Genomic DNA, 14,038 nt, shown 5'->3' with positions numbered 1-14,038 from the left:
AATTTTGAAACACTCTACTATCGATTTAATAAACTGCTTTCGTTATTATTGCCATAATTTCAAATCACTCAGCCCGCAACCCGGCATTTTTCCTCTCCACCGGCACCGCCGCAATCAGCGTCTCCGCAGGCGGCGGTTCCGGCAACTGCGGCAGATCGTTCAGTTCCATCAGAAACTCCTGCTCCCGCACATCGAGCTGACGCCCGATTGCCCGCTCAGTCAGATCGTTGATATTGCGGTCCGCCAGGAGCGAATGCAGCACGCGCCGTTGCAGTCGCACGATGCGAAGCCGCAGCATCAGTTCGTCGCGTTTCCTCTGCACGCTGTCACTGCGTTTGCCTTCGCCGTCGTCGAGTGTCGGGTCCAGACGGCGCAGGCGTTCGTTGAGCTCGGTCATCAGCAGACTGACCGTGTCGTTGGTGCGGTTGGCGTCTGGCGGCTGGCGGGCCTGTTCCGCCTGAAGGGCGGCAATCGCCGAATGAAGAAGCGTGATGCTGGTTTCCAGAAGTTCGCGTTGCGCCGGGGTTTCACCATCATTGCGCGGAAGCAGCGCGAGGGCGCGAGGCAGACCGAAGGTGGTCAGCAGCAGCGAGGTGATGATGACGCCGGTCGCCAGCACAACCATCACGGTCCGCTCCGGCATATCGCTTTCCGGCGGCAGGGAAATGATGGCGGCCAGCGTGACGGCGCCGCGTGCGCCCGCCAGTGTCATGACCAGCACATTGCGCCATGATGGCAGGGTCTGCGGACGATGGATCAGTTTTCCGACACCATAAAAAACCAGGCCGTTCGCCACCATCCAGACGGCGCGGAGAATGCTCATGGCGCACTGGATGCCGAGAATCGCCAGAGGCAGCATCCACGGCGTCAGACCGGCGGACTGGACAATGTGAGAAGCCTGCTCGACCTGACCGGGCAGTTGTTGGCCCAGCATGATGAACACCAGTCCATTCAGGGTGGCATAAAGCTGGTCCCACAATGTCGTGGCGCGCAGTCGGGTTTCGATCTGCGTTTCCGCCATCACGCCAGTCAGACGGATGGAAATACCAGCGGAAACGGCTGCCAGAATCCCGGAGCAGTTCACGGCATCGGCAGCGAGATAGATGATGTAGGGGATAAGCAGCGAGATCAGAATATGATTCGCGGAATCATCGTATCCCCGTTTGAGCGCCATCAGCTCGATCCGGGCAAAGAGCCAGCCAAGACCTGCGCCGATGAGCACGCCGCCGAACGAGACATACACAAAGTTGCTGGAGGCCGCCTTCAGGGAGAACAGGCCGGTCGTGGCGGCGGCGACCGCGAATTTGAAGCAGACAAGACCGGACGCGTCATTCAGCAGGGCTTCGCCGTTCAGAATCTGCGTCAGGCGGGCAGGCGCTTTCGCTGTGGCGAGGAAGCTGTTGACGGCGACGGCGTCGGTCGGGGAAAGCGCCGCCGCCAGCGCCATGCCTGCGACAGGCAGGATGGCGGGCATGATCCAGTGAACGGCGTATCCTCCTGCTACGGTGCTGAAAACTACCAGTCCAACAGCCAGTGACAGAATGATGGCTCGTAACTCCCCGAACTCCCGCATGGGGATGCGGTAGGCGTCGACAAACAGCAGCGGCGGCATCAGCAGAAGCAGGAACAGTTCCGAGGAAAGCGGCACGGAAAACCCGAGGAAACTGACGGCGCTTCCGGCGGCGATCTGCAAAAGTGGCAGCGGAATACGAAAAGGGAACAGTCGTCCCAGCAGGCCCGACAGGGCGGTTATGACAAGCAGGGCCAGAACGGTAAGGGCGACTTCCATCAGAACTCTCGTTTAGAGGGGAAGGGGCCGCCTCTTTCCGGAAAAGGTATTGCTGACGGAAGCGGGAGCGGCAAATGAAAAATCATGTGAGAGATCAGCGATGTGAAAGACTTGTGTCGCTTCCCATTGACCCGGCAGCTTTGTGTTCCCATTATTTTATAAAGAGTAAGGTGCGGTGTGTCTGTGCGTTGTCCATGGGGAGACGTGAGCAGGCTGCGCCAGGAGAGATTCGTGCGGGTGCGTCACAAGGCGGCCCGGAACCGGATCTGCGATTTATGGTGCGGGTTATGACCGTTCCGGATCTGGTGGAGCAGAATAATGGCGACTGAGGGCCCCGAGGCACAGTTTCTCAAGCCGCGTCTTAACGCGCTGGTAGCTGAAGCCGCGAAGAATGGCTTTTCGACGGACGTGACAATCGCCGTTCTGATTGATCTGCTGGATACGGAGAGTTTTGGTGTGACCACGCCTGAAGGAGAAGATGAGTGAGCGCAGGCGATCCATATCAGGTACTGGGTGTCGCGCGAACCGCGAGTCAGGACGAGATCCGCAAGGCCTATCGTAAGCAGGCCAAGAAATATCATCCGGACTTCAATCCGGATGACAAGGAAGCCGAGGAGAAATTCAAGGCCGTCAATCAGGCGAACGACCTGTTGTCGGACGAAGCCCAGCGGGCGCGTTACGATCGCGGTGAGATCGATGCGGGCGGACAGGAGCGTGCGCCGCCGGGTTACGGGGCGCATGGCGGCTATCGTGACTTCGGAGAAGGCATGGGCGGCTTCCGTCAGGGAGGCGGCGCTGGTGGCTTCTCGACCGAGGATCTGAGCGACCTGTTCGGCGGTATGTTCGGTGGGGGCCGAGGCGGGGGTGGCGGTTTCAATCGTCGTCCTTCCGGTCCGCAGCCAGGTCAGGACAGATCCTATAATCTGACGGTTTCCTTCGCCGATTCCGTTCTGGGAGCGACATCGCGTGTTTCGCTGCCGGGCGGCTCGACGCTGGATGTCCGCATTCCGCCGGGTATCGAGAGTGGTCAGGTTCTGCGGCTGCGTGGAAAAGGCGGCGAAGGTGTGCAGGGCGGACCTGCCGGGGACGCCCTCATCACGGTCACTGTGGCTGCGGATACGCACTATACCCGGGAAGGCCGTGACCTTCGGCAGACGTTGCCGGTCGATCTGAAAACGGCTGTTCTGGGTGGTCCCATTACGGTGCCGACGCCATCTGGCGCTGTGCGCATGAATGTCCCGGCTGATTCAGATACTGGCACTGTCCTGCGTCTGAAGGGGCGTGGCGTAAAGGAACATGGGAAGCACGAAGCCGGAAATCTTTATGTTCGGCTGGAAGTGCATATTGGAAAGGCTGATGAGAAGCTGAAGGAGTTTCTCAAGGGGCAGGCTGCCGAGGCTGCGGCGCCGTCTTCCGCGGAGTAGCTCTGGAGTTCTCGCAGTCTCTTTCGAATGCAGGCGGCGCCCTCTGTCATCTTGCATGACAGAGGGTGTTTTGTTTCAGGAGCCTAGCGAGGGCCGCCCGCCATACCGTTCACGATCACGGCGGAAATGATGCCAGTTGCGATCGCGGTCAGAAGGAACTGATTGCCCGACCGGACCCAGCGATAGCCGTTGGGAGGCGCATAAAGGCCGTTGTACGACTGCCAGTTATTGATCCAGGGATCACCGCCCCAATAACGTGCGCCGGGACGCCATCTGTTCATGGGCGGCGGCGGTGGGCCACGGCGACCGTAGCCACCACCGTAACCGCCACCGCGAAAATAGCGCTGTCCCGGTCCGCCCCGGTCTGGTCCGCTCCGGTCTGGTCCCCCTCGTCCGGGGCCGCTGTTATGACGAGGTCCGCCCCCTCCGCGATAACCACCGCCTTGAAGAGGCTGAGCCATCGCGCAGACAGGCGCAATGCTCAGAACAGACGCCATCAGGAATGCGATCGGTTTTATTCGCATAAAGAACTCGTTTCCTGAGCTGTGTTGAAAGCCAATATGACACGAAGACGATGGCGCCAGCATAGCGTTGATTCAAGATGACGTCAGAGGGATGGGGATAATTTCATCCGAGGCCGGATTTGCCCTGATGAACGAAGGAGCGGAACTATCCGGAGGAAAACGAGGCTGATCAAAAAGGATAGTGACGGCCGACATGTCGCCGCTGTGTCCCGGAAGTCGTTTGAGAAATCTGTAGAACAGGATTTTCTGGTGGCAGCCTCTCACGTCCTGCTGAAGAGGGGTGCGCGCGCGCCGAAACCAGTATCCATTTTCAGGCTTCTTCCTCGCCCTCTTCGCCAAATCGCGAATTCCTGTGGACCCATACGGACATGAGCAGCCCGAAACCCAGCATCACATTGATCAGGGCTGAACCGCCATAGGATACCAGAGGCAGAGGCACGCCGCCGACCGGGATGGCGCCCATCACCATGGAAAGATTGACCAGACAATACAGGAAGAAATTCACTGAAATGCCAAGAGCCAGCAGTCGTCCGAAACGGTTTCGGCTGCGGATGGCCATCACCATGCCACCGAGAATGAGAAGGAGGAGCAGGCCAATGACCAGCATTCCGCCTGCGTACCCCCATTCTTCTGCGATGGTCGTGAAAATGAAGTCTGTCTGCTTTTCGGGCAGAAAGTTCAGCTGTCCCTGTGTGCCGTGCAGATAGCCCTGTCCCCACATGCCACCGGACCCGAGAGCGATTTTTGACTGGATGATGTTGTAACCCGCGCCCAGAGGGTCATTTTCCGGATGGAGGAAGGTGGTGATACGTGCTCTTTGGTAATCGTGCAGATGGGAATAGGCAATTTTCAATAGAAAGGGCATGGGCAGCAGGAGAAGGGCAATCTGCCACAGGCGCATTCCTGCGGCGAAGAAGAGAGACGCGCCAATGCCGCCAATAATTACGGCCGTGCCAAGATTGGGTTCCTTGAGAACCAGCCCTACCGGGATCAGCACCATCAGCGCCGGGATGATCAGGCGGAGCGGATTGCCCATCTTGCTGTAGGGAATGCGGGAAAACCATGTCGCCAGCATCAGGACCAGAGCGACCTTGGCATATTCCGACGGTTGAACCTGCGTGCCGCCGATCATCACCCAGCGTTCCGCGCCTTTGCCGACATGCCCCATCTGCAGCACGACCGCCAGCAGCGCCAGCGAGGAGAGATAGAGTGGCACAGCCAGTCGGACGAGAATCTTGGGAGGCAGCATCGCCACGGTCAGCGTCAGGACCAGCCCGAAGCCGAAACGCGCCGCCTGAGGCCCGGCGAAAGGACGGGCGGAGCCGCCGCCTGCCGAATATAGCGCAATATAGCCGACGCCTGCGAGCGTGCAGATGAGGAGGATGTACAGCCAGCTGACCTGCCAGAGTTTTGACAGTGTCCGGAAATTCGGCTCGGCGCGTAGCAGCCGCTTGCGAAAACGCCTCATCGGCATCCGTGAATCCACGGTGACGCCCTCCTTGAAATCAGATCGGGACCAGATCAGAGACCGTGCAGACTAATCTGCATCCGCAACTGTCTGTCCCGGCGCACTTTTGTGATTGACCGGATCGCGCAGCAGGGTGTCGGTCATGATGTCCCGGGCAAGCGGTGCGGCCGCCTCGGCACCGGCGTTACCATGTTCTATCACGACCGAAACCGCATAGCGCGGAGAGTCGTAGGGCGCAAAGCAGATGAATAGCGCATGGGGACGAAACTCCCATGGGAGAGTAGCCGAGTTGAAGTGACCGCTCTCTCGGAGGGCCCTGGAGACGCGCCGTACCTGCGCGGAACCGGTCTTCCCGGCCATTTCAATGCCGGGGATGCTCAGTCGCGCCTTGGGGGCCGTGCCGTGAGTCTCGTTCACAACAGCAAACATACCCTCTCTGACGGCCCGCAGGTAACGTTCGTCCATTGCAAGTTCAGGCCAGTACTGGGGGTCGACCTGAGACCCGATATCGCCGTTCACCGCACGGACGAGATGTGGCTCGACTTTGCGGCCCGTCGCAAGGCGGGACGTGTAGGTTGCCAGTTGCAGGGGAGTAACCTGCACGAAGCCCTGACCGATACCACTGACCACGGTATCGCCGCCGTTCCAGTGATGTTTGTGTTTCTGTCGCCATTCCGGCGTGGGGATGAGCCCAAGCCGCTGGTGAGGCAGTTCGATATCCAGTTCCGTGCCGAGACCCAGTTCGTGGGCGGAAGCCGCCAGCCTGTCCATGCCGACTTTCATGGCGACTTCGTAGAAGTAGACGTCGCATGAATATTTCAGCGCAAGATGGAGATCGACCGAACCGTGACCGTGCTTCGCCCAGCAGTGGAACCGCGCTCCGCCCAGATCGAAATGACCGGGACAGAAAAACCTGTCGGTTGGAGAAATGACGCCCGCGTTCAGGGCCGCCATCGCAACGGCGGGTTTGAAGGTGGAACCGGGCGGATAGACGCCTGAGACAGTCTTGTCGATCAGGGGCGTCCTCTGGTCGCTGGTCCAGTCAATCCATTGTGCGCGGCTGACGCCACTGTCGAACAGGGAGGGATCGAAGGACGGCGTACTGCACATGGCCAGCACTTCACCGTTCCGGCAGTCCATGACGACGGAAGAGGCGGCGAGGTCGCCGATCCTGTTCTGGATGGCTTGCTGCAATCCCACGTCGAGTGTCAGCGCCAGTTCATCACCAGGGGTGCCGTCCTGCCTGTCGAGTTCCTTCATGACCCGACCGACAGAATTGACCTCCATTTCCACGGAACCGGCCTGTCCCCGCAGCATGGCATCCTGACTCTGCTCGACACCGGCGCGGCCGATACGCATGCCGGGCAGCGCGAACAAGGCGGATTTGGCGACATCCTGCTCATTGGGGGGAGCCACATAACCGATCGTGTGGGCCAGAAGCGGTCCGAACGGATAGGACCGGGTGGTGCCGACATCGATCAGCACGCCCGGAAGGGAAGGCGAGTTGAGTTCGATACGGGCCATATCGTCCCAGGAGAGAAACTCCCTGAGCACGACTGGAATAAATTTGCGCTTGTGCCGGACCTCGCGGGCAATGCGGGAACGGTCGTGTTCGTCAAGCGGCACAAGCTGGGAAAACCGCTCGACACTTCCCTCGACGTCAGTCGTTTCTTCCGAAAGAAGCAGAGCCCGCCAGTTGGTTTTGTTGGCGGCCAGAATGGTGCCGAAACGGTCGGCAATCAGTCCGCGCGGTGGAGCGAGCAGACGTTTGCTGGTCCGGTTCTTGTCGGCCAGTTTGGCAAAATGGTCGCCACTATTGACCTGCAGGTCGTAAAGACGGCGGCTGAGTTCCCCGAGGGCCGCCGTCTGGACTGCCATCATGAGAAGAGCACGCCGGGTGAACACACCCTTGCCGGGGTCTTTCTGCTCACGAGCAGGCAGGAGCCTGTTCAGCTTTTCCCTTTTCTTCCGCCCCCGGAGTCTCATCCGACAGACGCTCCGATCGTGAACTCACATGCGGTCACAGTTGCGGCTCCGGGTTGGACAGCTTGCGATGCGCCCAGTTTCCAAGGGCAGCAAAGGGGGGGTAGATGCCGGCGGTCAACATGCATTCAAAGATGACCGGGGCTGTTGGCATTATTCTGAACGAGAGTGAAGAAACCAGAAACCACGCGAGCCAGCATACGCCGCTTTCCAGCAGCGTGAAAGTCAGCCAGAGCGTTATGAAATTCAGGCGCATGAGACCGAACCGCATGTGAACAGCCGTGCCGTGCAGCAGCAGGAAAGCAAACGCGGTCACCCCGAGCGGCGCGAAACCGATCAGGTCGAGCAGAAGTCCCAGACAGAACACCACAGGCACGGACATTGAGGCCGGTCGCCAGACAGACCAGAAAAACACCGAGGCCATCGCAAGCCCGGGGATCAGCGCTATGGCTCCGGGTATGCCTGTCGGGGCTGCGAGCAGGATAGCCACAAGCGCTGTCAGGCCAGCTGGCAGGAGGCGCATGGCCAGCCGGTCAAGACGCTGCGCAAGGGCAGGGGCGGAGCGCACATCCGGCTGCCAGTGAGAAATGGGATCGGAAGACATGCCGTACTCTTTCATCCGCGTCCCGCTGGAGGGAGACTGAAAGAGGAGCGGGGCGTAATGGACCCTGATTTCTGCGCTGGCGGATGGTCGCCTGGAGAGTTGTCATCCTCATTCTGATTTTGTGGGTGGTCTTCGACTGTATGGGATGACGCCGGTTTATCGTTGTCCGGAGTATCCTGATGCTGGGGTGCGGAGCCTCCCGTCGAACGCCCCGTCGCGCTTTCGACGACACCTCCAAGTGTCATGCCGTCGAGAGGGTTTTCTTTTTTACCATCGCTGCGGATGCCGCGTTCGGAAGTCACCGGAACACGACCCGGCGCATCCGGCGACTCGATCGTCCCTGTTTCAAAATTGAACACCCGCACGATGCTCAGATGGTTCAGGCGAGCATAAGGAGACACAACCGGCGTTCCGGCATGAATGTAGTGGACGGTGCCGACCGGGATGCCAGTCGGCAGGAGGTCCGCCTGTCCGGAGGTGACGACACGCTCCCCTTCCACCGGATGATTGTCCTGCGCATAGAAGATCAATCGGGGTGTCGATGTGTTGTCGCCTGCCATGATGGCAGTGCCATGACTTGATTCCAGCAGGACCGGGATACGGCTGGCGACATCATTGATCAGAAGAATACGGGCCGAATGCACGCCGGTTTCTGTCACGCGTCCGGCAAATCCGTCAGCGGCCAGGGCGACATCGCCAACCCGGACACCGTTTGCTGGTCCGGCATTGATGAGGACAGCATGGGAGTAAAGGCCACCGATGTCACCGACGACACGGCCTGTCACAAAGGACGGCAGCGGGTCTGGCATCCAGTGGAGATTTTCTTTCAGGGTGGCGTTTTCCTGTGTCAGCGAGACGGCGACGTCGTACCACCCGCGCAGGGTTTCATTTTCCGAACGGAGCTGGGCGTTTTCGCGCGCGAGATGCCCGATGCTGTGCAGTTCTGAAACGGCTTCAGAAACCTCATGACCGGGAAGGGCCACAAGCGACCACAAAGGAGACAGCACGTCGGCCGTCGCCATTCGCGCCGCCACCGTTACGCGCTGATTGGCCCATCCCAGCAGCATGATCGCGATTGAAAGCAGAAGCATGGCAGGCAACCAGAGACGGTCCAGCGCCTGCCGAATCTGGATTGAAACGGGAATCATGCCGCCGGTCTTTCCTGCGGTGCTGCGTGACGGACAGGCAGAGCCGAGGCGGCTTGCACGTCACTCAGCATTTTTCTGGAAACCCACCCTGATTTTTCCTCGCAGCCGCTCGACAAGGAACCCCCATATTTTGGGGGCTGTATCCCCAATCTACGCTCTTCGAGCTGTAATCATTCTGCTCTCTGCTGATATAATGGCAAAAAGATGCAGAGAGTGCATGGTTATTTTTTGTTAGTACATTGTCGTGAGGACATTGCGCAGGCGCTTCATCTCCTCAAGCGCCCGCCCTGTTCCCAGAGCCACACAGGACAGAGGGTCTTCACCGACTGTAACCGGAAGCCCTGTCGCCAGCCTCAACACCTCGTCAAGGCGATAGAGCAGAGCGCCGCCACCGGTCAGGACGATGCCTTTGTCCACGATATCTGCGGCCAGCTCGGGTGGCGTGTTTTCCAGCGTCAGTTTCACGGCTTCGATGATCTGGGTGATCGGTTCGGCAAGGCTGTCCGCAATCTGGGCCTGCGAGACGACGACTTCCCGGGGTGCGCCTGTGATCAGGTCACGCCCCTTGACGTTCTGGAGCGGGCCGGGGTCGTTCGGGTCATCCGGCATCATGGCCGAGCCGATGGACATCTTGATCCGTTCGGCTGAGCTCTCGCCGATCAGAAGATTATGCATCCGGCGGATATAGGAGATGATGGCTTCATCCATCTTGTCGCCGCCGACGCGCACGGAGCGGGCATAGACGATTCCACCAAGAGAGATGACGGCGACTTCCGTGGTGCCGCCGCCAATATCGACAATCATGCTGCCGGACGGTTCTGTCACCGGAAGACCAGCGCCGATGGCCGCCGCCATGGGTTCCTCAATCAGAAAGACCCGACGCGCTCCGGCGCTCTCGGCGCTTTCCTGAATGGCGCGTCGTTCGACAGCCGTCGACCCCGAGGGCACGCACACAATGACCTGCGGGCTGGCGAAAATGCTGCGATTATGAACGCGGCGGATGAAGTGCTTGATCATCTCTTCCGCGACTTCGAAGTCAGCAATCACGCCATCACGCATCGGGCGGATCGCCATGATGTTGCCGGGGGTGCGCCCGACCATCTGCTTGGCTTCCTCGCCGACAGCGAGAACCTGTTTTTTGCCACGTGAGTCTGCGATGGCCACAACGGACGGTTCATTCAGAACAATCCCGCGACCTTTGACATAGACCAGCGTATTAGCAGTGCCGAGGTCGATTGCCATGTCGGCCGACATGAGACCCAGCAGGCGAGCGAACATCCAAAACTCCTGGCCAGCAGTCATACCGACACTGAAGTCGTGCGGCATAATGAAACCCGCATGACGTCCGCGACGCCAGTTTTCCAGGTGCGATGAACGCGGGAAGCATGTGTCGGTCGCGCATGCAGGTCGGTTGCGACGATTAGCGAGGCTGTGATGACACCGCAAGGGCTGACATGCAGAAACTACGAGAGAGATGAAGCGTTCCTGATTTAGCCACAAATCTCTTTCAGACTGTTCTGAAGCAGGAAGCCGGATCTGCGTGCGGCTTTGGGTTTTCTGCCTCCCGTCAGGTTGCAGGGGAACTTCCGGAAACGCCTTGCCGTTCTGCTTGTCCTGCACCTGACGAGTCTCTGGGGAGACTGTCGACACGGTGTGCCATGAAATCAGGGGCTGGTGCCATGATAGAGAACTCAATTAAAAAACCAGGATATGGTCGATGGGGTGTACGTCTACTGGCCGCTGTCGGACTGATGTCCATGTCCGTTCTGACGGGATGCGGCAGTCCTTATGATTCCGGCGCCCGCGCCGGGAGTGGGGCTCTGATTGGCGCCGGTGGTGGCGCGGCGATCGGGGCTCTTGCCGGTGGCGGAAGCGGTGCGCTGATCGGAGCGCTGGCGGGCGGTGGAACGGGGGCGGCAGTGGGAGCCGCGACAACGCCCAATCCTCCGAAAGCTGGTAATAGGCGTTGATACCTGCCGGTTTTCAGGGCAGGCGAGATGCTTCAGGAAAAGGCATGGGGTGCAGCGGCCCTGATAGTCCGCAGCACACAGCCTATAGAACGAATGGATGCGATGACGGTGAACAGACAGAAAGCGTGTGGCATTGCGGTGCTGGCTCTACCTCTTTTTCTATCCGCTTGTGGTGACCCTTACAGCCCCGGACAAAGGGCGGGGAACGGCGCTCTGATTGGCGGAGGCTCCGGTGCCGCAATCGGGGCACTGGCTGGAGGAGGCCGTGGAGCGGCCATCGGTGCTCTTGCCGGCGGTCTGCTGGGGGCAGGAACTGGCGCGCTGACCACACCCAATCGTCCGGGTGGCGGTTATACTCAGGGATATCAGCAGCCTCAGGCCGCTTACCCGCAGCAGCAGTATCCTCAACAACAGTATCCTGCCCAGCAGCGCTATCAGCAGGGCGGCTATCCGGTCGGAGCCAATGGTGTTCCCCAACAGGGAGCGACCTACCCCCGTACCTATGGCGGTTATCCCGCAGGTTACACCCCTCAGCAGGGCTACTGACAGGCTTGGAGGCTGAAAAGACGCCGGAACGCACTGCCGTTCCGGCATTTCTGTTGCGTCGTGATGGCTTTTCCGCTAAGGAGCGCGCCTCACGTCGGCACCCCTGGAGGCCGGCGTCCGTTCGCATACTCAGGAGTTGACATAGTGGCGACGAAACTGATTCCTCTCGAAGCATCCACGCGCGCGAAAGCAGGTAAGGGGGCAGCGCGCGCAACCCGACGCGCAGGGCTTGTCCCGGCTGTCGTGTACGGTGCGAAAGCTGAAGCCTCCCTCATCGCTCTCGATCCGCGTGTCATCATGCGCGAGCTGCACAAGCCGGGCTGGCGTTCTCATGTTTATGAAATCAAGGCTGGCGCTCTGAATGAACGTGCACTGATGCGCGATATTCAGTTCCACCCGGTTTCTGATGCCCCCATCCATGTTGACTTCCAGCGTCTTGCGCCGGGCCAGAAGGTCCATGTCGAGATTGCTGTGCATGTCGATGGTGAAGACAACTCGCCCGGCGTCAAGCGTGGCGGCGTGCTCAATGTTGTCCGTCATACGATCGAAGTGACGGCTGATCCGGCCAACATCCCTGAGGTCTTCACGGTCGATGTTTCCGCACTGGACATCAACGACAACGTGCGTTGGGACGATCTGAAGGGCACCGAAGGCGTAACGCCGGTTCTGCAGATCCCGAACTTCGTTGTTGCAACGATCGCGGCTCCGACCGTGGACGTTGAGCAGGACGAAGCAGAAGCATCCTCTGAAGAAAAGAAGTAAGGAGGCCCATCGGGTCGGGAGCATAGCTTCCGGCCTTGGGACAGACCGCCATGCAACCGGCGATCCAGCTCTGGGCCGGTCTCGGCAATCCCGAGACATCCATGAGCCATAACCGCCACAATATCGGCTTCATGGCGGTCGACTCCATTGCGAAGCGTCACGGTTTTTCGCCGTGGCGCAAGCGCTTTCGCGGCGAGATCGCGGAAGGACGGATTGGCGCCAGCAAGGTGCTGCTCCTCAAGCCGATGACTTACATGAACGCATCCGGCGACAGCATCCGCGAAGCTGCGACGTTCTACAAAATCCCTCCCGACGCCATCACCGTCTTCCATGACGAGCTTGATCTCGCCCCCGGCAGGGTCCGTATCAAGAAGGGTGGGGGAGCCGCTGGTCACAACGGCCTGCGCTCGACCGACAGACAGCTTGGAACACAGGATTACTGGCGCGTGCGTCTCGGCATTGGTCATCCCGGCGCGAAGGATCGCGTTCATGGATGGGTTCTCGGAGACTTCGCGAAGGCAGACCAGCCCTGGCTTGAAGATCTGCTCGACGCCGTGTCAGACACAGCCCCGCTACTTGCCGCAGGCCAGCGCGAGGACTGCATGACCCGCATCGCACTGCTTACGGCAAACAGCCCCAAACCAACAATTCCCGGCCAGAAGGCAGGAGAAACAGGAGTGAAAGACTGATGGGCTTCAACTGCGGCATCGTCGGACTGCCTAATGTCGGCAAATCCACCCTGTTCAACGCCCTGACGGCCACGGCCTCGGCGCAGGCGGCGAACTATCCGTTCTGCACCATCGAGCCGAATGTTGGTCGCGTCGCTGTGCCTGATCCGCGTCTCGCGGAACTGGCGCGCATAGGCAAGTCGCAGAAAATCCTGCCGACCAGCCTTGAATTCGTGGACATCGCCGGTCTTGTGCGCGGCGCCTCTCGCGGTGAAGGGCTGGGCAACCAGTTTCTCGCCAATATCCGCGAAGTGGACGCCATCATCCATGTCCTGCGCTGCTTCGAGGACGACGATATCACCCATGTCGAGGGTGGCGTTGACCCGGTTCGTGACGCCGAGATCATCGAGACCGAACTGATGCTGGCCGATCTCGACTCCCTCGAAAAACGGATCGTGCCCCTGCAGAAAAAGGCCAAGTCCAACGACCGTGACGCACAGGCGCAGGTCGAGGTGATGGAGCCCCTGATCGCGGCGCTGCGTGAAGGCAAGCCTGCCCGCACGGCCGTCCCGGAAGGCAAGGAACTGATCGCAGAACGCCTCCAGCTCATGACGACCAAGCCTGTGCTGTATGTCTGCAATGTCGAGGAAGGTTCCGCCGCAACCGGCAACACATTCTCCGAAGCCGTGCAGGCCCGCGCGAATGCTGAAGGCGCCGCCTGCGTCATCGTTTCCGCTGCCATCGAGGCTGAAGTCAGTCAGCTTCCGCAGGAAGACCAGAAGGAATTCCTCGAAGGGCTCGGCCTGTCGGACAGCGGGCTCGATCGTGTCATCGCGGCGGGATACAAGCTGCTCGGTCTGAAGACCTACTTCACCGTCGGCCCGAAAGAGACCCGCGCCTGGACCATCACGGCAGGCACCAAGGCTCCGCAGGCCGCTGCTGTCATTCATAACGACTTCGAACGTGGCTTCATCGCCTGCGAAACCGTCGCCTATGACGACTATGTGAAGTACAATGGCGAGGCAGGTGCGAAAGAAGCGGGCAAGATGCGCATCGAAGGCCGCGACTATATCGTGCAGGACGGCGATGTGCTGCTGTTCCGCTTCAACGTCTGATACATCAACACAACAGAAGAAGAGGGTAGGGGACCAC

Annotated in this window: 14 protein-coding genes; 7 read left to right on the top strand and 7 right to left on the bottom strand. The window is 59.9% G+C overall.

Going from position 1 to position 14,038, the window contains the following annotated elements; genetic code table 11:
• Positions 1–64 precede the first annotated feature (64 nt).
• On the bottom strand, positions 65–1,789 hold the full coding sequence (locus A0U92_RS10290) for a Na+/H+ antiporter (RefSeq protein WP_077813140.1): 1,725 nt from the start codon (positions 1,787–1,789) through the stop codon (positions 65–67).
• 318 nt (positions 1,790–2,107) lie between these two features.
• Between A0U92_RS10290 and A0U92_RS17765 the strand changes: the two genes are divergently transcribed.
• Positions 2,108–2,275, top strand: coding sequence for a hypothetical protein (locus tag A0U92_RS17765; RefSeq protein ID WP_173573386.1), 168 nt, complete (start codon positions 2,108–2,110; stop codon positions 2,273–2,275).
• The gene (locus A0U92_RS10285; protein WP_077813139.1) at positions 2,272–3,213 is read left to right on the top strand and encodes a DnaJ C-terminal domain-containing protein; all 942 of its coding nucleotides are present in this window, start codon (positions 2,272–2,274) and stop codon (positions 3,211–3,213) included. Before A0U92_RS17765 ends, A0U92_RS10285 begins: the two co-directional genes overlap by 4 nt.
• An 83-nt stretch (positions 3,214–3,296) precedes the next feature.
• Here the strand turns inward: A0U92_RS10285 and A0U92_RS10280 are convergent, their stop codons facing one another.
• The 6 genes from A0U92_RS10280 to A0U92_RS10250 all read right to left on the bottom strand — a co-directional run bounded on the left by A0U92_RS10280 (position 3,297) and on the right by A0U92_RS10250 (position 10,218).
• Entirely contained in the window at positions 3,297–3,737 is a 441-nt protein-coding gene (locus A0U92_RS10280) for an RcnB family protein (protein ID WP_077813138.1), read from the bottom strand.
• A gap of 310 nt (positions 3,738–4,047) precedes the next feature.
• Entirely contained in the window at positions 4,048–5,211 is a 1,164-nt protein-coding gene (gene rodA / locus A0U92_RS10270) for a rod shape-determining protein RodA (RefSeq protein WP_077813136.1), read from the bottom strand.
• 63 nt (positions 5,212–5,274) lie between these two features.
• Positions 5,275–7,191, bottom strand: a complete 1,917-nt coding sequence (mrdA, locus tag A0U92_RS10265; protein ID WP_077813135.1) for a penicillin-binding protein 2 — start codon at positions 7,189–7,191, stop codon at positions 5,275–5,277.
• A gap of 34 nt (positions 7,192–7,225) precedes the next feature.
• Positions 7,226–7,792 (bottom strand): rod shape-determining protein MreD, encoded by a 567-nt coding sequence (mreD, locus tag A0U92_RS10260; RefSeq protein WP_236748086.1) that lies wholly within the window; start codon positions 7,790–7,792, stop codon positions 7,226–7,228.
• Positions 7,793–7,803: 11 nt separating this feature from the next.
• Positions 7,804–8,940: a rod shape-determining protein MreC gene (gene mreC / locus A0U92_RS10255; RefSeq protein ID WP_077813133.1), complete on the bottom strand. Its 1,137-nt coding sequence runs from the start codon at positions 8,938–8,940 to the stop codon at positions 7,804–7,806.
• Between the two features lie 231 nt (positions 8,941–9,171).
• Positions 9,172–10,218, bottom strand: coding sequence for a rod shape-determining protein (locus tag A0U92_RS10250; protein ID WP_077814381.1), 1,047 nt, complete (start codon positions 10,216–10,218; stop codon positions 9,172–9,174).
• Between the two features lie 401 nt (positions 10,219–10,619).
• Between A0U92_RS10250 and A0U92_RS10245 the strand changes: the two genes are divergently transcribed.
• The 5 genes from A0U92_RS10245 to ychF all read left to right on the top strand — a co-directional run bounded on the left by A0U92_RS10245 (position 10,620) and on the right by ychF (position 14,001).
• Positions 10,620–10,910: a hypothetical protein gene (locus A0U92_RS10245; protein WP_077813132.1), complete on the top strand. Its 291-nt coding sequence runs from the start codon at positions 10,620–10,622 to the stop codon at positions 10,908–10,910.
• Positions 10,911–10,937: 27 nt separating this feature from the next.
• On the top strand, positions 10,938–11,456 hold the full coding sequence (locus A0U92_RS10240; RefSeq protein ID WP_236748085.1) for a YMGG-like glycine zipper-containing protein: 519 nt from the start codon (positions 10,938–10,940) through the stop codon (positions 11,454–11,456).
• Between the two features lie 144 nt (positions 11,457–11,600).
• Positions 11,601–12,218 carry a 50S ribosomal protein L25/general stress protein Ctc gene (locus tag A0U92_RS10235; RefSeq protein ID WP_077813131.1) on the top strand — a complete coding sequence of 206 codons (618 nt, stop codon included), beginning with the start codon at positions 11,601–11,603 and terminating at the stop codon, positions 12,216–12,218.
• 62 nt (positions 12,219–12,280) lie between these two features.
• Positions 12,281–12,907, top strand: a complete 627-nt coding sequence (gene pth, locus A0U92_RS10230; RefSeq protein ID WP_077814379.1) for an aminoacyl-tRNA hydrolase — start codon at positions 12,281–12,283, stop codon at positions 12,905–12,907.
• A complete protein-coding gene (ychF, locus tag A0U92_RS10225) occupies positions 12,907–14,001 on the top strand; it encodes a redox-regulated ATPase YchF (protein ID WP_077813130.1) in 1,095 nt (364 codons plus the stop codon). Before pth ends, ychF begins: the two co-directional genes overlap by 1 nt.
• The last annotated feature ends 37 nt before the right edge of the window (positions 14,002–14,038 follow it).

Origin of the sequence: Acetobacter aceti (genome assembly GCF_002005445.1) — a bacterium.
Taxonomy (GTDB): domain Bacteria; phylum Pseudomonadota; class Alphaproteobacteria; order Acetobacterales; family Acetobacteraceae; genus Acetobacter; species Acetobacter aceti_B.
The sequence above is the reverse complement of the archived record's forward strand: the minus strand, read 5'-3'. Positions and strand labels throughout refer to the sequence as shown.